This is a genomic window from Aureibaculum koreense (assembly GCF_034296135.1).
Taxonomy (GTDB): domain Bacteria; phylum Bacteroidota; class Bacteroidia; order Flavobacteriales; family Flavobacteriaceae; genus Aureibaculum.
In genome coordinates this window covers 12,036-32,544 of record NZ_JAXKVV010000012.1, presented here as the reverse complement: position 1 = coordinate 32,544, position 20,509 = coordinate 12,036, and the positions used below count along the sequence as shown (strand labels likewise).

General features: G+C 33.3%; 17 protein-coding genes and 1 riboswitch. Of the genes, 7 read left to right on the top strand and 10 right to left on the bottom strand.

The genetic code is table 11. The features are described 5' to 3' along the window. Positions 1-3 precede the first annotated feature (3 nt). The 8 genes from UMM65_RS11345 to UMM65_RS11310 form a co-directional block, all read right to left on the bottom strand. Positions 4-1,251: a sulfate adenylyltransferase subunit 1 gene (locus tag UMM65_RS11345; RefSeq protein WP_321976667.1), complete on the bottom strand. Its 1,248-nt coding sequence runs from the start codon at positions 1,249-1,251 to the stop codon at positions 4-6. A gap of 46 nt (positions 1,252-1,297) precedes the next feature. Continuing rightward, complete coding sequence (cysD, locus tag UMM65_RS11340) at positions 1,298-2,200, bottom strand: sulfate adenylyltransferase subunit CysD (RefSeq protein ID WP_321976666.1); 903 nt, start codon at positions 2,198-2,200, stop codon at positions 1,298-1,300. An 11-nt stretch (positions 2,201-2,211) separates the two neighbouring features. Further along, complete coding sequence (locus tag UMM65_RS11335; RefSeq protein ID WP_321976665.1) at positions 2,212-2,826, bottom strand: phosphoadenosine phosphosulfate reductase domain-containing protein; 615 nt, start codon at positions 2,824-2,826, stop codon at positions 2,212-2,214. Next, a complete protein-coding gene (locus UMM65_RS11330; protein ID WP_321976664.1) occupies positions 2,826-3,083 on the bottom strand; it encodes a DUF2061 domain-containing protein in 258 nt (85 codons plus the stop codon). The genes UMM65_RS11335 and UMM65_RS11330 overlap by 1 nt, the downstream gene beginning before the upstream one ends. A 218-nt stretch (positions 3,084-3,301) precedes the next feature. Continuing rightward, the gene (locus UMM65_RS11325) at positions 3,302-3,712 is read right to left on the bottom strand and encodes an RrF2 family transcriptional regulator (protein WP_321976663.1); all 411 of its coding nucleotides are present in this window, start codon (positions 3,710-3,712) and stop codon (positions 3,302-3,304) included. A gap of 25 nt (positions 3,713-3,737) precedes the next feature. Then, positions 3,738-4,907 carry a trans-sulfuration enzyme family protein gene (locus UMM65_RS11320; RefSeq protein WP_321976662.1) on the bottom strand — a complete coding sequence of 390 codons (1,170 nt, stop codon included), beginning with the start codon at positions 4,905-4,907 and terminating at the stop codon, positions 3,738-3,740. A gap of 55 nt (positions 4,908-4,962) precedes the next feature. Further along, positions 4,963-8,355 carry a bifunctional aspartate kinase/homoserine dehydrogenase I gene (gene thrA, locus UMM65_RS11315; protein WP_321976661.1) on the bottom strand — a complete coding sequence of 1,131 codons (3,393 nt, stop codon included), beginning with the start codon at positions 8,353-8,355 and terminating at the stop codon, positions 4,963-4,965. A 45-nt stretch (positions 8,356-8,400) separates the two neighbouring features. Then, positions 8,401-9,693 carry an O-acetylhomoserine aminocarboxypropyltransferase/cysteine synthase family protein gene (locus UMM65_RS11310; protein WP_321976660.1) on the bottom strand — a complete coding sequence of 431 codons (1,293 nt, stop codon included), beginning with the start codon at positions 9,691-9,693 and terminating at the stop codon, positions 8,401-8,403. A 119-nt stretch (positions 9,694-9,812) separates the two neighbouring features. Next, positions 9,813-9,926: riboswitch (SAM riboswitch) on the bottom strand. 314 nt (positions 9,927-10,240) lie between these two features. Here UMM65_RS11310 and metK point away from each other — a divergent pair. The 7 genes from metK (at position 10,241) to UMM65_RS11275 (ending at position 15,607) form a co-directional block, all read left to right on the top strand. Then, a complete protein-coding gene (gene metK, locus UMM65_RS11305) occupies positions 10,241-11,497 on the top strand; it encodes a methionine adenosyltransferase (protein WP_321976659.1) in 1,257 nt (418 codons plus the stop codon). A gap of 205 nt (positions 11,498-11,702) precedes the next feature. Further along, complete coding sequence (locus UMM65_RS11300; protein WP_321976658.1) at positions 11,703-11,996, top strand: type II toxin-antitoxin system HigB family toxin; 294 nt, start codon at positions 11,703-11,705, stop codon at positions 11,994-11,996. Between the two features lie 2 nt (positions 11,997-11,998). Further along, a complete protein-coding gene (locus tag UMM65_RS11295; RefSeq protein ID WP_321976657.1) occupies positions 11,999-12,355 on the top strand; it encodes a helix-turn-helix domain-containing protein in 357 nt (118 codons plus the stop codon). A gap of 81 nt (positions 12,356-12,436) precedes the next feature. Next, entirely contained in the window at positions 12,437-12,982 is a 546-nt protein-coding gene (locus UMM65_RS11290; protein ID WP_321976656.1) for a hypothetical protein, read from the top strand. 321 nt (positions 12,983-13,303) lie between these two features. Then, positions 13,304-13,930 carry an ABC transporter ATP-binding protein gene (locus tag UMM65_RS11285; RefSeq protein WP_321976654.1) on the top strand — a complete coding sequence of 209 codons (627 nt, stop codon included), beginning with the start codon at positions 13,304-13,306 and terminating at the stop codon, positions 13,928-13,930. Continuing rightward, positions 13,927-15,129 carry an ABC transporter permease gene (locus tag UMM65_RS11280; RefSeq protein WP_321976653.1) on the top strand — a complete coding sequence of 401 codons (1,203 nt, stop codon included), beginning with the start codon at positions 13,927-13,929 and terminating at the stop codon, positions 15,127-15,129. Before UMM65_RS11285 ends, UMM65_RS11280 begins: the two co-directional genes overlap by 4 nt. Beyond that, positions 15,119-15,607, top strand: coding sequence for a hypothetical protein (locus UMM65_RS11275; protein WP_321976652.1), 489 nt, complete (start codon positions 15,119-15,121; stop codon positions 15,605-15,607). The genes UMM65_RS11280 and UMM65_RS11275 overlap by 11 nt, the downstream gene beginning before the upstream one ends. A 447-nt stretch (positions 15,608-16,054) precedes the next feature. On the opposite strand, the gene UMM65_RS11270 is transcribed toward UMM65_RS11275, so the two are convergent. Next, positions 16,055-17,614 (bottom strand): M20/M25/M40 family metallo-hydrolase, encoded by a 1,560-nt coding sequence (locus tag UMM65_RS11270; RefSeq protein WP_321976651.1) that lies wholly within the window; start codon positions 17,612-17,614, stop codon positions 16,055-16,057. Between the two features lie 177 nt (positions 17,615-17,791). Further along, positions 17,792-20,509 carry a TonB-dependent receptor gene (locus tag UMM65_RS11265; protein WP_321976650.1) on the bottom strand — a complete coding sequence of 906 codons (2,718 nt, stop codon included), beginning with the start codon at positions 20,507-20,509 and terminating at the stop codon, positions 17,792-17,794.

Genomic DNA, 20,509 nt, shown 5'->3' with positions numbered 1-20,509 from the left:
TTTCTATTGGATAAATCCAGCCCCTACGGTATGATTTGACTGAGAATCGATTAATATAAATGAACCATTTGTACGATGATTTTCAAATTTATCAAAGTATATTGGCTTGTTAAGTTTAAATGATACTGAAGCAATATCATTCATTGCTAATCCTTCAATTTCTGATTCAATACCTGAGTAATCAGGATTTATTCTGTGATGAATGGTATCTACTTTCGCCAACACCTTATTGACGCCATGTTGCAACACATATTTGTTTCCGGCAGTTAATTGCTGAGAATCCATCCAAGAAATAGTGGCGGTAAATTGTTTATCGATTGTAGGTAAATCATTTAATTTTACCAACATATCGCCTCTACTAACATTAATATCATCTTCTAATGTAATTGTTACAGAAGATCTTCGAGATGCCTTTTGATATTTTTTATCATAAAAAAATATCTCTTTAATTTTTGATCTTGTTTGTGAAGGCAATGCAACTATTTCATCACCAACACTTAATTCTCCACCATAAACTTTACCTGCATAGCCTCTAAAATCATGAAATTCATCTGTTTTTGGTCTGATAACATATTGTACTGGAAATCTAGGTGTACCTACATTATAAATATCTTGAAGCTCAATTCCTTCCAAATGTTCCAATAATGTTTCACCATTGTACCATGGTGTATTTTCAGATTTATGAACCACATTATCTCCTTTTAAAGCACTTACGGGAATAAAAGTTATTTTTTGATCTCGATAATCTCGTTTACTTCTTAGGACTTCAAAATCGGCTTTAATTCTATTATAAGTTTCCTCTGAAAAATCAACTAAATCCATTTTATTAATAGCCACCACAACTTCTTTAATCCTCAATAAATTATTGATAAAAAAATGTCGATTGGTCTGTTCTATAACTCCTTTTCTGGCATCAATTAAAATAATTGCCGCTTGAGAAGTTGACGCTCCAGTAACCATATTTCTGGTATATTCAACATGTCCAGGTGTATCTGCAATTATATAACTTTTGGTGTCTGTAGAAAAATAAATATGGGCAACATCTATAGTTATACCTTGTTCTCGTTCTGCCACTAAACCATCAGTAGCTAAAGAAAAATCAAGATAATCATAACCTTTTTGCTTACTTGTTCTTTCAATGGCTTCTAATTTATCATCTGTTAAAGATTTTGTATCGTACAAAAGTCTTCCTATTAAAGTGCTCTTACCATCATCTACGCTCCCTGCTGTTGCTATTTTTAAAACTTCCATTTTTAATGTGCTAATTATTAGGTGTTAAGTTTTTTACTAATTATTTTTAGAAATATCCCTGCTGTTTTCTTTTTTCCATTGCAGCTTCTGACCGTTTGTCATCAATACGAGCTCCTCTTTCTGAAATACTTGAATTTCTAATTTCTTCTACAACTGTTGCAATATCTGAAGCTTCAGAAAGCACAGCTGCTGTACAACTCATATCACCAACGGTTCTAAAACGAACTATTTTTTCCAGCACCTCTTCATTCTCTTCTTGATAAACGTGGTCTGAGTGTGACCATATAAGTCCGTCGCGTAAGAATATTTTCCTTTTATGAGCAAAATAAATTGACGGAATTTCAATATTTTCTTTTTCTATATATGACCACACATCTAGCTCCGTCCAATTGGAAATCGGAAATACACGAACGTTTTGACCTATTTCAATTTGTCCATTTAACATATCGAATAATTCTGGTCTTTGATTTTTTTCATCCCATTGACCAAAATCATCACGGACAGAAAAAATACGTTCTTTGGCTCTGGCTTTTTCCTCGTCACGTCTAGCACCACCAATGCAAGCATCAAATTTAAATTCCTCAATGGCATCTAATAAAGTAGTAGTTTGTAACATATTTCTACTTGAATATTTACCAGATTCTTCCTTAACTTTACCTTGATCAATAGAGTCTTGAACATTACGTACTATAAGTTCTAAACCTAATTCTTTGACCAATTTATCTCTGAATTCTATAGTTTCTGGAAAATTATGACCTGTATCAATATGCATTAACGGAAAAGGGATTTTAGCTGGATAAAACGCTTTTTGAGCCAATCTTACTAATGTTATCGAATCTTTACCGCCTGAAAATAATAATACTGGTTTTTCAAACTGTGCCGCCACTTCTCTAATGATGTAAATGGCTTCATTCTCTAACGGGTTTATTTTGGATGTATCAATATTCATATCTAAATTTTTTATGCGTGCAAACCACATTCCCTATTTTCCAATACTTTAGTTGGATCAAAATAGTTGAATTGATTTGGTAATTGATTTTCTTTAAGGTATTGATCTAATTCAGCATCAGAATAATAATAAAACGGACTCACTTTTAAAACACCATCGTTACCTTGAGAAAGTATATCAATGCTATCTCTGAAAGCCGTTTGTCCTTTGCGTAAATTAGTGAACCAAACATCAGGTTGATGTTCTGCCATAGCCCTTTTAAATGGTTCTAATTTAACTTGTTCAGTAAATATTTTATGCTTTGGATCGTCAATTTGCGGAATCCCTAACACTACATCTCTATGAGCAGAAGTTTGTTTAGGAACATATAATTGAATATTTAAACCTAATTTTTCAATTAAATCTTCGGCATGTCTATAAGTGTCAGGAGTGTTATAACCTGTATCACACCAAATCACTTTTATATTATTGTTAACTTGAGATACAGCGTGCAAAATTGCTACTTCATAGGGCCTAAAGTTGGTTGTAACTACAGGTGACTTAGCTATTGACAATGCCCACTCAATAATTTGAATAGGTGATTTTGTTTGCAACTCCTTATTAATGTTTTCTATATTTAATTTCATTATTTTCCCCATTTTATTTTGTTCCAAGCTCTTTCGTGAAAGAAATACAAAATCATTTTTGTAACCAATTCTACAAATCCTATTGATAATGCCAAGGTCAACGTTCCTGTAATCAACCATGAAATAAGAATGGTATCTAGGGTGCCAATTACTCTCCAACTAATAGTTTTGGCAAGACTCCGTTTTATCTTTTCCTTGTTTTCTGAAGTGCTTTCTTTTGATTCCACTTTGTTATTTATAAAACTATCGATTATCATCTTAGATTTTATTTATTCCTTTTACCCTATCGGATTAGTAGATTTTAACGCAAATGTATAGCATTTATTGAGAAAACAATAAAAATTAACTATAAAAAGTACCTGATTAGTCTATTTTTAGATATTCAGTAATAAAAGAATTAAAATAATAAGGAATCTGAAATAATAAAGATTTTCTTTATTAATATATTAAGTAAAAATGTTGTTGGTTCTTTTAATTAAGAAATTAAATCTGCCAATGATTTGTTATTGAAGACATTTAAAGCACTATCCCTGATTTCAATCATTAATCTATGCACCGCACAAGCATCTTCGTCCGGGCAGTCACTACATTTTTCATAGAAGTTTAAACTTACACAAGGCACCATGGCAATGGGGCCTTCCAAAATTCGCATTATAGAAGACATTTTTATTTCTTTAGGATCTTTTAATAAATAATAACCTCCTCCTTTGCCTTTTTTTGAGCCTAAAAATCCATTTTTTCGTAAAGTAAGCAGAATACTTTCCAAAAATTTTAGAGAAATATTTTCGTGTTTAGAAATAGTGGCTATTTGAACAGGATTTCTATTTTCTTGCTTCGCCAAGTAGGTTAAAGCTTTTATTCCATATTTTGTTTTTTTCGAAAGCATAACTTTGCGAAAGTACTAAAAATAATTAGGTATTTAGAGCTTGTTCTAAATCACTGATAATATCTTCTACATTTTCTAATCCAACCGATATTCTTACCAATCCATCGGTTATACTTGTCTCCAATCTATCCTCCACACTCAATTTACTGTGAGTAGTAGATGCAGGGTGTGTTGCAATGGTCCGTGTATCACCTAAGTTAGCTGATAACGAGCATAATTGTAAAGCATTTAAAAATTTTCTGCCGGATTCCAAACCTCCTTTAACTTCAAATGCCACTATATTACCCCCTGCCTTCATTTGTTTTTTAGCAATTTTATATTGTGGGTGTGATTTTAAAAATGGATATTTTACCCAATTTACATTCTTATGATTTTCTAAATATTCAGCAATCTTAAAGGCGTTTTCACAATGCTTATCTACCCGAACTGCCAAGGTCTCTAAACTTTTGGACAAAACCCACGCGTTAAATGGTGATAATGCAGGTCCGGTATTTCTAGAAAATAAATAGATTTCCCTTATCAAATCTGCATTGCCAACGGTAATTCCGCCTAAAACCCTACCTTGTCCGTCAATTAATTTAGTGGCAGAATGGATTACCAAATCTGCTCCATATTTAATGGGGTTCTGCAAATAAGGAGTAGCAAAACAATTATCAATTACCAATAATAAATTGTGCTTTTTGGCGATTTTACCTAATAACTCTAAATCTAATATATCAACCGCAGGATTCGTAGGACTTTCTGCATATAAAATTTTAGTATTAGGTTTTATTAAACTTTCAATTTTATCAACCTCACTAATTTTGAAATAGCTTGTGGTTATGTTCCATTTTGGTAAAAATTTGGTAAACAATGTATGTGTAGAACCAAAAACGGATCGAGCAGAAACAATATGGTCTTCAGCGTTTAATAGTGCCGCAAACGTGGAAAATACAGCAGACATACCTGTTGCAAATGCAACTCCGTCTTCCGCCTCTTCCATTTTACATATTTTTTCAGTAAATTCTGAAGTATTCGGATTGGTAAAACGGCTATAAATATTCCGTTGTTTTTCTTCAGCAAAAGAGGCACGCATATCTTCTGCATCTTCAAACACAAAGCTGGAAGTTAGGTATAACGGATTAGAATGTTCTTGAAATTGTGAACGCTCTATTTGGGTTCGTATAGCTTCGGTTTCGAAGTTTTTGTTTTTCATAAATTACATTATAAATTTTTGACCTAAAAGTTTTTGTAAACCTTGCAGATCTTTTTTAGGATTGCATTTTTTCAGTCAACCTTAAAATATCGCCGAAAACGCCTCTAGCGGTAACAGCTGCTCCAGCACCTGCTCCTTGAATTACAATAGGCTGTTCGCCATATGATTCCGTGTAAATTTCGAAAATAGAATCACTTCCTTTTACTTGCCCTAATGGACTATCTTCAGGAACAGAATCTAACTTTACTTTTAAAGTTGCTCCATCATCTTTAGATAAATCGCCTGATAAGTCACCAACGTATCTTAATACATGATTAGGTTTTTGGTCTTGTTTTACTTTTTTATAAACTTCATCTAATTCTGTAATTCTATTTAAGAATTCTTCCGATGAAATTGGTCTTAAATTTTCAGGAATTAAGTTTTGAATTTTCACATTTTCCAACTCATTTTTTAAATCCAGTTCTCTAGCTAAAATCAATAATTTCCGTGCAACATCGTTTCCACACAAATCTTCTCTCGCATCAGGTTCTGTAAATCCGCTGTCCATCGCTTCTTTTAAAATAACACTAAATGGCCTGTCCTCAACAGAAAAATGGTTAAATAAATAACTTAACGATCCTGAAAAAACACCCCTGATTCGTGTAATATTTTCACCGGACAAGTGTAATAATTGAATGGTATCAATCAACGGTAATCCTGCACCTACGTTAGTTTCGTAAAGGTAGTTTTTTTGATTTTTTGCAAGTACCGTTCTTAACTCTTCGTAAAAATCTAATCCAATAGTGTTTCCAATTTTATTTGAAGAAACTAAATCAAATCCGTTTTCAGCTAATTTAATATAATTAGTAACAAAATCTTTACTAGCCGTATTATCAATGGCAATTAAATTTTCCAAATGATGTTGTTTTGAAAAAGCGATTACATCATCAACTTCATAGCCTATTCCTTTCGAAGTAATATCGTTTTTCCAGCTTTCTTTAATTCCATTCCTGTCAAAAAGTACTTTTCTTGAGTTGGCAACTGCAAATACATTTAGTTTTATACCTTTCCGTTCTTCAATAACATCTTTAGAATTTATAATTTGGTCAATCAAAGTTCCGCCAACCAACCCATGACCAAAAATAGCAATATTTATCTTTTTAGAAATTCCAAAAATCTCACTATGGATAACATTGACCGCCTTATGCAATTGGTCTTTTTTAACCACTATACTAACATTCTTTCCGGAAATGGTATTGTTAAATAACAAAGGCACCACTTGGTTTTTAATGAGCGAATTAAATGGTTTGTGGAAAGAACTCAAATCGATTCCAATCAATGAAATTACCGAAACTTGATCAATCACGCTTATTTTATTGACATCTTGCGAGTAAAAATCGCTTTCAAATTCACGTTCCAAAGCAACCACCGCTTTTGTAGCTTTATCGGCTTCAACCACCAAACCAATTCCCCTTTCAGATGAACCTTGGGAAATAATACTGACACTAATATCTTGATTGCCCAATGCCTTGAAAATTCGGGCATCAACACCTGCCCTACCTAACAAACCACGACCTTCAAAATTTATCAATGCGTTATTTTCTAGAACCGATAATGATTTTATTCCTTTAGAACTTGACCTTGCGGTGATCAAAGTACCTTCATCATCAGGATTAAAAGTATTTAATATCCTTAGATTAATATTTTTTTCTATTAAGGGAATTATAGTTTTAGCATGTAAAATCGTAGCACCAAAATTTGCAAGTTCATTGGCTTCGCTGTAAGAAAGTTCTTTAATTTTTCTAGCATCCGCTACCAAATCGGGATTAGCGGTATAAATTCCGTCAACATGAGTGTAGTTCTGCAATTCTTCCGCATCTAAATAATTTGCCAATAAAGAAGCCGTAAAATTACTACCGTTTCTACCCAAAGTAGTGGTTTCGTTCTTTTCATTGGAAGCAATAAATCCTGTAACAATATTTACGGTTGACCCATTGAATTTCTTAAAATGAGCAATTACGTTTTCCTTTGACAATTTGCCTACTGGTTGGGCATTACCAAAATTTTCGTCCGTTTTAATTAAGGTTCTGGCATCGGTAATGTTGGTTTTAACACCATGCTCATTTAAAACATTGGCAAGTAATTTTACAGACAATAATTCTCCCTGAGCCAATACTTGGTCTTTAATTTTATGACTATAATCTCCCAATAGTTGTACGCCGTTAAAAAGCTTATCGAGCGTAGCAAATTCGTCAGTAAAATCAATAGTATCGTAAATATCTCGTTGGTATTTTTTAAAAGCCTCTAATGATTCCTTGTAAGATTCATTCTTAACTGCTTGTTCAAGAATAGCCTCCAATTCATTGGTGGCATTTCCCCTAGCGGAAACCACTACAGCAATTTTATCACCTTGGTTTACTTTATTCTCAATTATTGAAACCACTTTATTGATACCCTCGCCATTGGCTAGAGATTTACCTCCAAACTTTAATATTTTCATTCTTTTATTTTCTGATGAAGGTCTAAAAATGCCTTCAATAATTTTTTCTAATTGGTCAAATTCTATTAAAAAAGCATCGTGTCCATGTACCGAATTAATTTCGTTGTAAGTAACATTTGGATGCGTTTGAGCTAATTTCAGTTGTGTTTCCCTATTCTCTTCCGCCGTAAAAAATAAATCAGAATCGACACCTATTAAGTGAATATTGGCAGAAATCGTATCCAAAATTTCATCGGAGTTTTCCTTTGAAGCATCAATGGTTTTCAATAGTTGATTCATCAACTTATAAGCAGATAACTGAAAACGTTCTTGTAATTTTTTACCGTGGTGCAGCAACCAACTTTCCACATTAAAAACATCCAGTTCCTCATTTTTAGACCGATGAAAACGTTCTTTAAAAGATTCGGGTGTTCTATAACATAACATGGCATGCATCCTAGCATCGTGAACGGGATTTTTAGAATTCAATAAAAACTGCTCTTGGATTTGGCAATTGGCAATCAACCAATCGGTCGATTTCCAATCGGTAGCAACAGGAATTAAATGTTCCGTTATTTCAGGGGAAAGCACGGCCATTTCCCACGCAATTCCTCCACCTAAGGAACCTCCAATAATTGCAAAAAGCTTTTTTATTTTTAGCTGTTCTAATCCCAATAAAAATATTCTGGCAATATCCCTAGCTACAAAATCTTTGTAATTTTCTATAACAAATCCGTCGTAACCATTACCGGGAATATTAAATGCCAAGACGGTATATTTATGGGTATCAATTACCTTATCATCACCCACTAAATCAGTCCACCATCCATCTTTACCGGCAACATTACTATTGCCTGTCAACGCATGGTTGACCAACACAATTGGTGCGGAATGCAATTCCTTACCAAAGGTCTGATAACTCAAAGGGATTTCCTTATAGGAAAACCCTGATTGAGTGGTGTAATTATTTATGATGGTTTTTTGTAGCATTTATCAACTGTTTATTGCTGTGGCGATGTTGCAATGCAACATCGCCTACGCTAATACATTTTTATCAATCTTCGCAAACGCTTCTTTAAGGTCATTTTTTAAATCGTCTATATCTTCCAAACCAACCGATAAACGAATTAAATCTTGAGTAACGCCCGCTGCTTCCTGCTGCTCTTCAGTTAATTGCTGGTGTGTTGTGCTTGCTGGATGAATTATAAGTGATTTTGTATCACCAATATTTGCTAACAAAGAAAAGATTTTAGTAGCATCCGTAACTTTTTTGGCCGATTCAAACCCGCCTTTTACACCAAAGGTTACCAAACCGCTTTGTCCTTTTGGTAAATATTCTTTGGCTAGTGCATTGTACTTACTACTTTTTAATCCTGGATAATTTACCCAAGTAACCTCTTCTCTACCTTCTAGCCAAGTTGCCAATTCGAGAGCGTTAGCACTGTGTTGTTTAATTCTTACTGGTAATGTTTCCAACCCTTGTATGATTTGAAAAGCATTGAATGGACTTAAAGCACCACCAAAATCACGTAAGCCTTCCAATATTAACTTAAATGTAAATGCCGCTGCACCTAGTGCTTCGCTATATACTAAACCATGATAACCTGCAGATGGCTCCGTAAATTCTGGGAATTTACCGTTGGTCCAATCAAAAGTACCAGCATCGATTATAACTCCTCCCAAAGAAGTTCCTTGTCCGCCTATATATTTGGTAAGTGAATGAATTACGAGATTTGCACCGTATTCAATTGGGTTTAATAAGGCCGGAGTGGCTACGGTATTATCTACAATAAAAGGTACTTTGGCCGCTTTTGCTTCTTTGGAAATTGCTTTTAAATCCAATACATCTAACTTAGGATTTCCTAAGGACTCTACAAAAAATGCCCTGGTATTTTCTTTAACCGCCTTTCCAAAATTTTCAGGGTCTGATGCATCTACAAATGTGGTTGTAATACCCAATCTTGGCAAAGTAACATTCAACAGGTTAAATGTACCACCATACAAACTGCTAGACGCTACAATGTGGTCACCCGCTTTTAATAAGGTTAATAATCCTGTAGAAATAGCAGCTGATCCTGATGCAAAAACTACTGCTCCAATACCTCCTTCAACTGCGGCTAAGCGTGTTTGTAAAATTTCATTTGTAGGATTATTTAATCGTGTATAGATAAAACCTAATTCTTTTAACGAAAATAAATTTGCGGCATGATCTGTATCGTTAAAAACATACGATGATGTCTGATAAATAGGAACAGCTCTTGTACCTCCATTTGCCGTTGTGTCGTGACCTGCGTGCAACGCATTGGTTGCTAATTTTTGTGTACTCATTTTTCTTACTTTTTTAAGTTAATAAATTAAATTAAAAGTCAAATGCACCATTTTAATAGTGTACTTAGTAGAAAAATGTTATTAAGAATACAAAGAAACTACGGAAAGTAATTTCATCTGAGTTATCTATCCTAAAGTTCTAAACTTTATGGTAGAATTTAGCACCTTCTTTAAAGATTAAAGGGTTGCTAAGGCTTCAACGGGTCTAATCCCTCTGCCTTTCTTGATAACAATTTCAATAAGTAATTGAACTTACGATGCAAATATTGTAAAAGAATTTTAATAAAACCAAATATTTAATACATTTTTTTAATTTAACCTCATAATAGTGCAAAGTGTCATTAATACTTTAACATATATTTTTTATTGATAATATTTTTTTAGCCTAAAAATAAATGTACTTTTGCCGCGTTGTTAAAGTAATTTTTACAACACCATACAGAGGATTAATTTGACTGATTGCAACCTCTTTAAAAATGCTAAAGCAGTAATCCTACTCCTTTAGCCCATTTGCAATCTTTTTTTTATTACAAAACATAATAGTATTATGGCATATTTATTTACATCGGAAAGTGTTTCAGAAGGGCATCCTGATAAAGTTGCAGACCAAATTAGCGATGCGTTATTGGACAATTTTTTGGCTTTTGACCCTGAGTCTAAAGTAGCTTGTGAAACCTTAGTAACTACTGGTCAAGTGGTGTTGGCCGGCGAGGTTAAAAGTGAAACATATTTAGACGTTCAAGAAATTGCAAGGAAGGTCATTAACAAAATTGGATACACGAAAGGTGAATATCAGTTTTCGGGTGATTCTTGTGGTGTTATTTCATTGATTCACGAGCAATCTCAAGATATTAACCGCGGTGTAGATAGAGCTACCAAAGAAGAACAAGGAGCTGGTGACCAGGGAATGATGTTTGGGTATGCCACAAACGAAACTGAAAATTATATGCCTTTGGCTTTGGATATTTCTCATAAAATATTGCAGGTTTTGGCAGACTTAAGAAGGGAGAATAAAGAGATTACGTATTTACGCCCTGATGCTAAAAGCCAGGTAACTATTGAATATAGTGATGACAATAAACCTCAACGCATTGATGCTATAGTGGTTTCTACTCAACACGATGAATTTGATGCTAACGACGAAAAAATGTTGGCAAAAATTAAAAATGATATTGTTTCTATTTTAATCCCCAGGGTGAAAAAGTTATTCCCTGCTAAAGTTCAAGCGTTGTTTAATAATGATATTGCTTACCATATAAACCCTACAGGTAAATTTGTAATTGGTGGCCCACATGGCGACACAGGATTAACAGGAAGAAAAATTATAGTGGATACGTATGGTGGAAAAGGAGCTCATGGTGGTGGTGCTTTCTCTGGGAAAGACCCTAGTAAAGTAGATAGAAGTGCAGCTTATGCGTCTAGACATATTGCCAAAAATTTGGTAGCCGCTGGCGTTGCCAATGAGGTTGAAGTACAAGTAAGTTATGCTATTGGTGTTGTTGAGCCTACGTCTATTTATATAAATACTTATGGCACTGCAAAAGTGGACTTTACAGATGGAGAAATTGCTAAAAAAGCAGCCGATATTTTTGATATGCGACCAGCAGCCATTGAAGAACGTTTAAAACTACGCAATCCGATTTATTTAGAAACTGCCGCGTATGGCCATATGGGCAAAGAACCTCAAACAATTACCAAAATTTTTGAAAGTCCATACTCTGGTAGGGTTGAAAAAGAAGTAGAATTGTTTACTTGGGAAAAATTAGATTTTGTAGATAAGGTGAAAGAAGCGTTTAACCTTTAATCCCATCCTAAATCCTTCCCAGAGGGAAGGACTTTAAAAATCGATTGAAATTATATTTAAAACCTCAAAGTATATCAACTTTGAGGTTTTTTTATGTTTTTAGAATATCATTTTGACAATAAAATTATTTTAGAAAATTCCATTTAATTTAAATTTATTACCATTTTGGTAACTTTTTTGTATATTTGTATCAAACAACAATGATGTGAGGGTAATTGCCAAACGAACTTTACGCGATTTTTGGATAAAACATGCCGACTGCGAAGAACAATTGAAATCGTGGTACAGAGAAACTGAAAAATCTGAATGGAACACTATAAATGAGTTAAAAAAAGAGTATCCTAGTGCAAGTATTTTAAAGGACAATAGAATTGTTTACAACATTAAAGGCAATAATTACCGACTGATTGTAAAATTCAACTTTGAGTATCAAATATGTTGGATTAGATTTATTGGAACTCACGCCGAATATGATAAAATAAACGCAAACAGCATTTAATTATGAACATTACACCTATTAGAAACGAAAAAGATTATCAAAAAGCACTTGAAAGACTTGAGCTAATTTTTGATGCAAATAAAGGAACTAAAAATGGCGATGAATTGGAAATTCTATCCATCTTGATTGACCGTTATGAAAATGAAAATTTCCCTATCGGTATGCCAGACCCCATTGAAGCCATTAAATTCCGAATGGAACAAATGGGAATGAAACAAAAAGATTTGGCAGATATAATGGGATTTAAAAGCAGGGTTAGTGAAATTCTTAACAAAAAGCGTAAACTGACTTTGGATATGATTAGAAAATTAAATAGCACACTACATATTCCTACTGAGGTTTTAGTTCAGGATTATTGAAAATTATCGATCCTTGTTAAAAAAAGTAAAACGATTTAATTACTAAAATATTGGGCATTAACTCAAAATCTATACGACGAAATGATATATATAATTATAGGAGCAATTATTATCATTGGAATCTTTGTTTCAAAATTAAGTGAGAAGAATAGGGAAACGGAAATTACACTAAAAGAAATCAAGCAAAAAAACTTTAAAATGAAAAGGACTATCAAACGTGAAGTAACATTTTTAGGGGATTCTGCCAAATATGTCAGGGAGATAGAAGAAACTGTTGACCCTGACTGGGAAATTATCTACAGAAAATCTGAAAAGTGGTATGAATTAGGATTTGAGGATAATTTTCCGGGATATGGAAAATTATATGACCGAAATTTTGAAGTTTGGTTTTGCGATGTAGGTTCAAAAGAAAAAAAAGATATTCAAAGTTTTAAAGACAGATTTCCAATTCAATATACACCAAAAAATACCAGAAAAATAGTAGGTGCAAATATTAATTTTGAGAGGCTGCAAAATAGTAAAAACTATGAGGTTTTGTTTTCTGGATTGGATAATAACAATCGAAAGAGATGGTATTTTGGAGTTAAAAACTCCCAACCAACAGGAATTGAAATAGTTAGCTTATAATTTTTTTTGATTACATAAACGAAAGAATATCCCATAGCAAATCCACAAAAAACCTTCCCAAAGCGAGAAGGTTTTTTATTTTTCGCTACCAAATGAATACTGCCAACTATTTTTCCTCAATCATCCCTTTTCGTTTAGTAGACCTCGGCGTAGGCCATTCCATTTGCTCATCAGTTCTTTTACTAACAGGTAAGACAATTTTATATTTAAGTGTTGACTGTTTGTCTTCGCTTGCCTAATAGGTTAAAATGGCTACATTTATTTATAAACTACCTTTATAAATATTAAAACTTAATATATTTACACTCTTATAAAGTTTTTATGCTAAAAACAGTAGATGTTACTTTTTCTTATACTAAAGAATCTTCTTTCAATTTTCCTGATATTACGTTATGCAATAGTCAGTCATTATTAGTTCTGGGTAAATCTGGTATTGGCAAGACCACTCTTTTACATTTATTGGCAGGAATTTTAAGTCCGGATAATGGTAATATTTTCATCAACGACACCAATATCACCAGTATGGGCAGTAAAAAATTAGATGCTTTTAGGGGAAAGCATATTGGTATTGTTTTTCAAAATACCATTGCAGTTTCCTCATTGACCGTTTACGAAAACTTACAAGCTAGATTATATTTTAGTGGTATTTCCAAGCAAAAAGAAGCAATTGAAAAGATATTAGAACAATTAGATTTGGTTTCTGTAAAAAACCAAAAACCGAATACGCTAAGTACCGGTCAATTGCAACGTTTAGGGATTGCTTTAGGTGTTATTCATAAACCAGATATTATTCTTGCAGATGAACCTACTTCAAGTTTAGATGATGAAAATTGTGAATTAGTAATTGATTTATTGAAAAGTCAAGCAAAAAAATCGAATGCGAATTTGATTATCATCACTCATGATCAACGTATAAAGAATTCATTTACTAATACTATTGTTTTATGAACATTGTAAAGCTTAGTTATAAAAATATTATTGCCAAACCGTTACAAACTTTTTTAACAATTTTAATACTTTCTTTAAGTATTGGACTGCTCCTTGGAGTGAAACAACTGAACAAAGTTTTCGAATCTCAATTACAGCAGAGTTTAAACGGGGTTGATATGGTTGTTGGTGCTAAAGGAAGTCCGTTACAATTAGTACTTTCTGCTGTTTTACATATTGACAATCCTACTGGAAATATTTCTTATAATGAAGCAAAAAAGATTGCACAAAACAAGTACATCGGAAGTGCTATTCCAATTGCAATTGGCGATAATTATAAAGGCTATAAAATTGTTGGTACTTCTGTTGGTTTTGTCGATTTACATAAAACCAGTATAGAAACTGGTTCTATGTTCAATACAACCAATGAAATTGTTATAGGTTATGCGGTTTCTGAAAACTTGAACTTAAACATTGGAGATACACTTTACAGCTCGCATGGAATGATTGAAAACGCTGTTGAAAGTCATGATGAACATCCTCTTAAAGTTGTAGGAATTTTAAAGCCTACACAAAATGTTATTGATCGATTAATTTTAACAAAGCTAGAAACAATTTGGCATCTCCATGAGCATGAAGATGAGAATGACAACCATGATCACAATCATGACGACGAAGACATTACAGCATTATTAATAAAGTTTAAAAACAAAAGAGGCTTACTATTCCTACCAAGGAATATTAATGAAAACACCCCATTTCAAGCAGCATTACCAAAATATCAGCTAGATAAACTTTTTCAATTTACGGCAATAGGCACAAAAGCCATTACTTGGATTGCTCTTTCCATTCTATTAGTTTCTGGTATAAGTATGTTTGTTAGCTTATATAGAATGGTAAAAGAAAGGGCTAAAGAATTGGCATTAATCAGAACCTATGGTGCCAGTAGAAATACCTTGATTTTACTTGTATTTTCTGAAGGTTTATTAGTTGGAGTTTTTAGTTTTTTCCTAGGTGTTTTATTAGCTACGCTTGGTTTACAAACTATAATTTCTTTAATTAAAGACACTTATAAACAACAGATCTATTTATTAAAATACCAAAATGACATATTAGAATTGTTATTGTTTATATTTGGCATAATTATTATTGCAACATTAATAGCTATTCGTCCAATATTTAAAATGGATATTTCTAAAATTATAAGTCATGAAAGTTAAATCTGTATTGTTTCTTTTACTTTTTACTATATTTTACACTACTGCTTTTAGTCAAGAAAAAATAACTTGGAAAGAACTCACTACCGTATATCGCAAAGAAATGTTAACTAACAAAAGTGACGATAAAAAAGCAACTTCCGAATTTTACGAAGATGTTCTTTCTAAGGAAAGTGACGATAAAAAAACAATATCCCTAAAAGATGTTGAAGGAAAAAAAGTTACCATTAGAGGCTATTTTTTAGATTTAGGTGCAGATTCTTTGTGGTACATGCTGTCAAGATTTCCTTTTGAAAATTGCTTTTTTTGTACCGGTGTTGGTCCTGAAACGGTTGTTGATCTTGAGAATTTTCTAAACGAAAAATCAAAATTTAAAACCGATGACATTGTTACCGTTACGGGCAACCTATATTTAGTAAAAGAAGGCGATGAATATTTCTATACTTTAAAAAATTGCACTGTAAAACTTTCTGAATCTTAATTCAACATTTGTTGAATAAAATATAGAGATATCAAGTGGAAGAATTGGCATAATGAAATTGTAAAATTATAATTGAAAAGTCCTCCCCTTTTTTCAAGCCCGCCTGCTGGTCGGGCAGGTACACGAATATTAATGTGAATGGAATGGTTAGAAAAACAATTCCCACGAATTTCCCTCTTTTAGAGGGCTATGAGAGGATATTAGAACAAAATTGTAACAATTAGAATATTAACACATTACAAAAGGTGTCAATGATAGCGGAGTCGAGAACTACCCCTAGTTAAAGAATAAGTTTCGACTTCGCCTGCCTTGAGCCTGACGAAAGTCTCAACCTGACATCATTGAAAAAATAAAAATCTAGAATAGCTAACTATCTACTTACCGTTATTAAATTTAAAAAGCCTTCTCGTGACAAGAAGGCTTTTCATTTTATATAAAATGACACTACTAATTATCGTCTAACCCACCTTTTCTAGTTGGTGATCTTTGAGTAGGCCATTCGCGACGTTCTCCCGTGCCTGGATTAATTGGCATAACCATTTTCTCATTTGAGACCCTTTCTGGATCTTCAGATGCCTTATAAGCTAAAATAGCCGTTAGGATAGCATTATTACGAACATCATCAAAAACTATTTTATCGTAAGTATCACGATTTGTATGCCATGTGTAGTCCCAGTATGACCAGTTTAAAGCACTTAAATTAAATGCGGGTGCACCAGCCGCTAAAAACGATGCATGGTCTGTTCCTCCCGTACTTGGACTTCCCGGAAAACTGGTTTCTATATGATCTGTAATACTTCTTGGCACAGCATTTAGCCAACGTGATAAATAATCGTAAGAGTGTAAAAATCCAGATCCTGAAATGTTTACAACACGTCCAGTACCATTATCTTGGTTAAATAATGCTTGTACGTTCTTTACGATCTCTGGATGATCTTCAACAAAAGCTCTGGAACCATTTAAGCCTTGTTCTTCGCTACCCCAATGGCCTACAATAATAGTACGCTTTGGGTTAGGGTAAAATTTCTTTAATAAACGCATAGCTTCTAACATTACTAATGTTCCTGTGCCATTATCGGTTGCTCCTGTTCCACCATCCCAAGAATCGAAATGTGCAGATAGTACAACGTACTCATCAGGTTTTTCGCTTCCTTTAATTTCTCCAATAGTATTAAACGCTGGTACTTCACCTAGTTCTTTAGATTCTGCAACTATTTTAAGCTCTGGTTTGTTTCCAGACTCTGCTAATCTATATAACATAGTATAATCTTCTAATTCTATATCTACTGTAGGAATCTTTTTGGTTCTAGCACTAAATATTTTATTAACTCCAAAACCCCTAGACCAGTTACACGCCACAAGACCTGCAGCACCTGCTTCTTCTAAAGCGGCAATAATAGTACGTGTATTATACCCTGTTCTGCGAATATTTGCTCTCCATTCCCTTAACATTTCATCACGTCCATCCTTCATTTTTTGAAAAGATTCTTCAGTTGCAAATTCTTCCCAGTTATAATCTGGACGTCCTGTTGGTTGGTTCATTGAGATCAATACTAATTTTCCTTTCACACTTGGTAACCAAGCTTTAAAAGCTGCTTCATCGGCAAAGTTTGGCATTGTAATTGCCTCGGCTGTAACACCTTTTTTTCCTGTACTTGGGTTCCAGGCTAATTGAGTACCATCTAGTGATTGTACACGAGGTGATACCATGTCAATATGAGTAATTCCACGTTCCCATCCACGCCATGTACCATAGTTTTCTTTTCTTGCCTCAATTCCCCATTTAGCATATTGTTCTATTGCCCATTTACTAGCATGTTCCATTTGAGGGGTACCTACAAGTCTAGGACCTACTACATCTAAAAGTTCATGTGCTAATCGCTCTAATTGTGAGTTTTCATTAGCTTCTTTAATGATATTCTCTATGACAGGATCTTTTTCTTGTGCAGTAATACTAACGCTTAGTAGCATTATAGCTATAAAGCAGAAATTAAATAGTTTTTTCATTTTGTAGGATTCGTTTAATTATTATTAGAATGGCTGAATTTACAAAATATATTTGAATGGTAATAATAAAAATTCCCATCCCAACCCTTCCCAAAGGGAAGGGCAAATACACGATGATATTTAGTGTGTAAACTTCTAAATTTTTGGAATTTGGAATTTAAATTTTTTTGGAATTTGCTACAAGTTGTACCTAACTCTAAACGTAGTAAATCTAGGTTGGATAAAGTATTCAGTAGCTCTTACAGAAATATCGGAACTAGAACTGCTGTTTTGCGATTTTGTATCTAATAAATTGCTCGCTTTTAGCTCAAACTCCCATTTGCTATCTTGATTTTTTCGATAGGATAACGAAGCATCCCAAAACTGATAATTATTAATGGTTCTATCTTCGTCCTTAAAATTGGTATAGGTATAATCTGTCTTAAAAGTAAATGTTTTAAAAATCAAAGCATCAAAACCTAATCTCGGTACATTTGTATAAAACTTCGTTCTGTTCGCTCCTTGGTCGTTATCTTGTATTCTGTAATTATAGCTGATTTCAAAATTTGGAGCTTCTCTAAAATTAGTACGTAGTTCAGCAGTATAATTTTGTGTGTAATTTTCATTAACAGAACGATTGCTGTTAATAAACTGATTGAACTTATTATAATTAAAACTACCACGAACTGTAGCTCTAAATTTACCAAAACTACGTTGGAACCTACCATTAGCGGTTACACTTTCATCTGCAAACTCAGAGTTAAACGGAGAGCTAACCCTTACTACACTACCAGGCTCAAAACTGCCCGAAGTTCTAATTCTATCAATAGAATTAGTATAATTTATGTTAGCAAAAACATTAGTGTAATTGAACAGATTAAAACTAAAATAAGACAGATTCAAATTATGCGACAACGCATTTTCCAACTCTGGATTTCCTGAAAAAATAGAATTATAATTATTCAACACCAAACCTTTTGCCAAATTATTAACATCAGTAAATTGATTTTGCATTCTATAATTGAAAATAATTTGCTCACTCTTTTTAAGTTGAATCCGTGTATTAAAATCGGGCAATATTCTGAAGAAATTATCCTTATATTCAGTACCCAATTGCTCGTTTTTTGTACTATAGGTATGGGCAGAAATACCGGGCGTAAAAGTGAAAATACCCGTTTTAAAACGATAGTGGATTCCTAAATAGGTATCGTTAAAAGTATAATTAACATCGTTAGAATCAATTCCGTCATTTATTGTAGGAGTAGGATTATAAAAATAATTGGTATCACTAAAAAGCTGAAAAATATCAGAGTCAAATTGCTGGTTGCTAAACATCGAACCGAGAGTAAAATTGATATCGCTTTTGGGGTTGATAACATACCAATAATCTAATTTAGCATCTAATTGATTGGACTTCACCCGTTTTTCTTGAGAAATATTGTAACCCATCTGACCACCATCTAGCAGCCCTAAGCTATTTGCAGTACCTTCATAGTTTTCTTTATCTTCTAAAATGGCATTGTAAAAAGGATCTTCATCTTTTAGTAAATGTTGCACTTCTAACGCAAAAATATTCTTTTCGTTTAACGTATAATAATAATTCAAGTTCTGGTTGATACTATAAGGATTTGAATTTTCCAACTGATTAATATTACCTATTACGGATGAAAAAAAGTTTTGATCTTGCGATTCCTTTGACAATCGTCCTAAAATATCGTAATCCAATTGATTGTTTACATTTGGTTTGTATTTTGCACTTAGCTTTAACATGCCCAAATCACTTTTTTGGGATGTTGCACTTTCTGTGTTTTCATCTGGAATTCCTAAATCAGTATTGGTATATTGTACAGAATTGTTTTCTTGCAATTCTGTTCTGGCACTAGAAAAAATAGCAAAGCCACTAATATCCAATGTCTTTTTTGGGGCATAACTAAAATTAGCCGCTCCAAATTTAGTATTGATTTCTTTAGCCCTATTATTTTGATTTAACAAAAAACCAATACTATTATCCCCTAAATTAAGACTTGTTCCGCTACCCCTACTTGGAGCTCTAAAACCACCCGTAAAGTTGAAATAATCACGACGGGTAAAAGCGATTTCCCCAATATTATTAATATCTCCGATAAAATTTATACTGTATGTTGGACTGTAATAAAACAATTTGGGTTGTGCCAAATACAATTCGCTATCCGGGGCAAACCCTCCGCCAGCGGTAATGTCTCCAAACCAAAACTTATTCTTGCCCTCTTTTAATTTGATGTTAATGGCAATATTATCTTGATTATTGGTTACACTGCTCAACTGACCAACTTCTGCATAATTTTTTAATACCTGAACTTTATCAACTGCATTTGAAGGTATGTTTTTTGTGGCCAATTTACTATCGCCATCAAAAAACTCTTTACCCTCAACCATCACCTTTGACACTTTTTTTCCTTCTATTTCAATGTTGCCATCATCATCGATCTCAACACCGGGCATTTTTTTAAGCACATCTTCTAACTTACGTTCTGTACCGCTTTTAAAAGAATCAGCGTTATAAACTATGGTATCGCCTTTTATGGTAACTGGCATTTCGTAGGTAAGCTCCACTTCATCAAGCGTATTATCACCTTTTAAGGAAAAATCCCTGTCAATATCTATTTCCTTTGTTGAGATGACATCCTCAAAAGTTTTAAAACCAATAAAGCTAATTTGGATTTTATAAAATGAATTTGCATTCAAATTGAGTTTAAAACGTCCTTTGTCGTTGGTGATGGCATAAGCATCCAACTTATTGGTTTCTTGGTTTATTGCAATAACATTGGCTAATTCTAAAGGCTGTCCAACCGTATCTTTTACGACACCTTCTAATTTAATTTGTGCAGAAAGTTTAAAGGTTGCCAAAAGCAACAGAATCATAAAGGTTTGTTTCAT

Coding starts and splice junctions, on each gene's coding strand:
- UMM65_RS11345 (WP_321976667.1), bottom strand. CDS start 1,251: ATGGAAGTTTTAAAAATAGCAACAGCAGGGAGCGTAGATGATGGTAAG.
- cysD (WP_321976666.1), bottom strand. CDS start 2,200: ATGAATATTGATACATCCAAAATAAACCCGTTAGAGAATGAAGCCATT.
- UMM65_RS11335 (WP_321976665.1), bottom strand. CDS start 2,826: ATGAAATTAAATATAGAAAACATTAATAAGGAGTTGCAAACAAAATCA.
- UMM65_RS11330 (WP_321976664.1), bottom strand. CDS start 3,083: ATGATAATCGATAGTTTTATAAATAACAAAGTGGAATCAAAAGAAAGC.
- UMM65_RS11325 (WP_321976663.1), bottom strand. CDS start 3,712: ATGCTTTCGAAAAAAACAAAATATGGAATAAAAGCTTTAACCTACTTG.
- UMM65_RS11320 (WP_321976662.1), bottom strand. CDS start 4,907: ATGAAAAACAAAAACTTCGAAACCGAAGCTATACGAACCCAAATAGAG.
- thrA (WP_321976661.1), bottom strand. CDS start 8,355: ATGCTACAAAAAACCATCATAAATAATTACACCACTCAATCAGGGTTT.
- UMM65_RS11310 (WP_321976660.1), bottom strand. CDS start 9,693: ATGAGTACACAAAAATTAGCAACCAATGCGTTGCACGCAGGTCACGAC.
- metK (WP_321976659.1), top strand. CDS start 10,241: ATGGCATATTTATTTACATCGGAAAGTGTTTCAGAAGGGCATCCTGAT.
- UMM65_RS11295 (WP_321976657.1), top strand. CDS start 11,999: ATGAACATTACACCTATTAGAAACGAAAAAGATTATCAAAAAGCACTT.
- UMM65_RS11290 (WP_321976656.1), top strand. CDS start 12,437: ATGATATATATAATTATAGGAGCAATTATTATCATTGGAATCTTTGTT.
- UMM65_RS11285 (WP_321976654.1), top strand. CDS start 13,304: ATGCTAAAAACAGTAGATGTTACTTTTTCTTATACTAAAGAATCTTCT.
- UMM65_RS11280 (WP_321976653.1), top strand. CDS start 13,927: ATGAACATTGTAAAGCTTAGTTATAAAAATATTATTGCCAAACCGTTA.
- UMM65_RS11275 (WP_321976652.1), top strand. CDS start 15,119: ATGAAAGTTAAATCTGTATTGTTTCTTTTACTTTTTACTATATTTTAC.
- UMM65_RS11270 (WP_321976651.1), bottom strand. CDS start 17,614: ATGAAAAAACTATTTAATTTCTGCTTTATAGCTATAATGCTACTAAGC.
- UMM65_RS11265 (WP_321976650.1), bottom strand. CDS start 20,509: ATGAAACAAACCTTTATGATTCTGTTGCTTTTGGCAACCTTTAAACTT.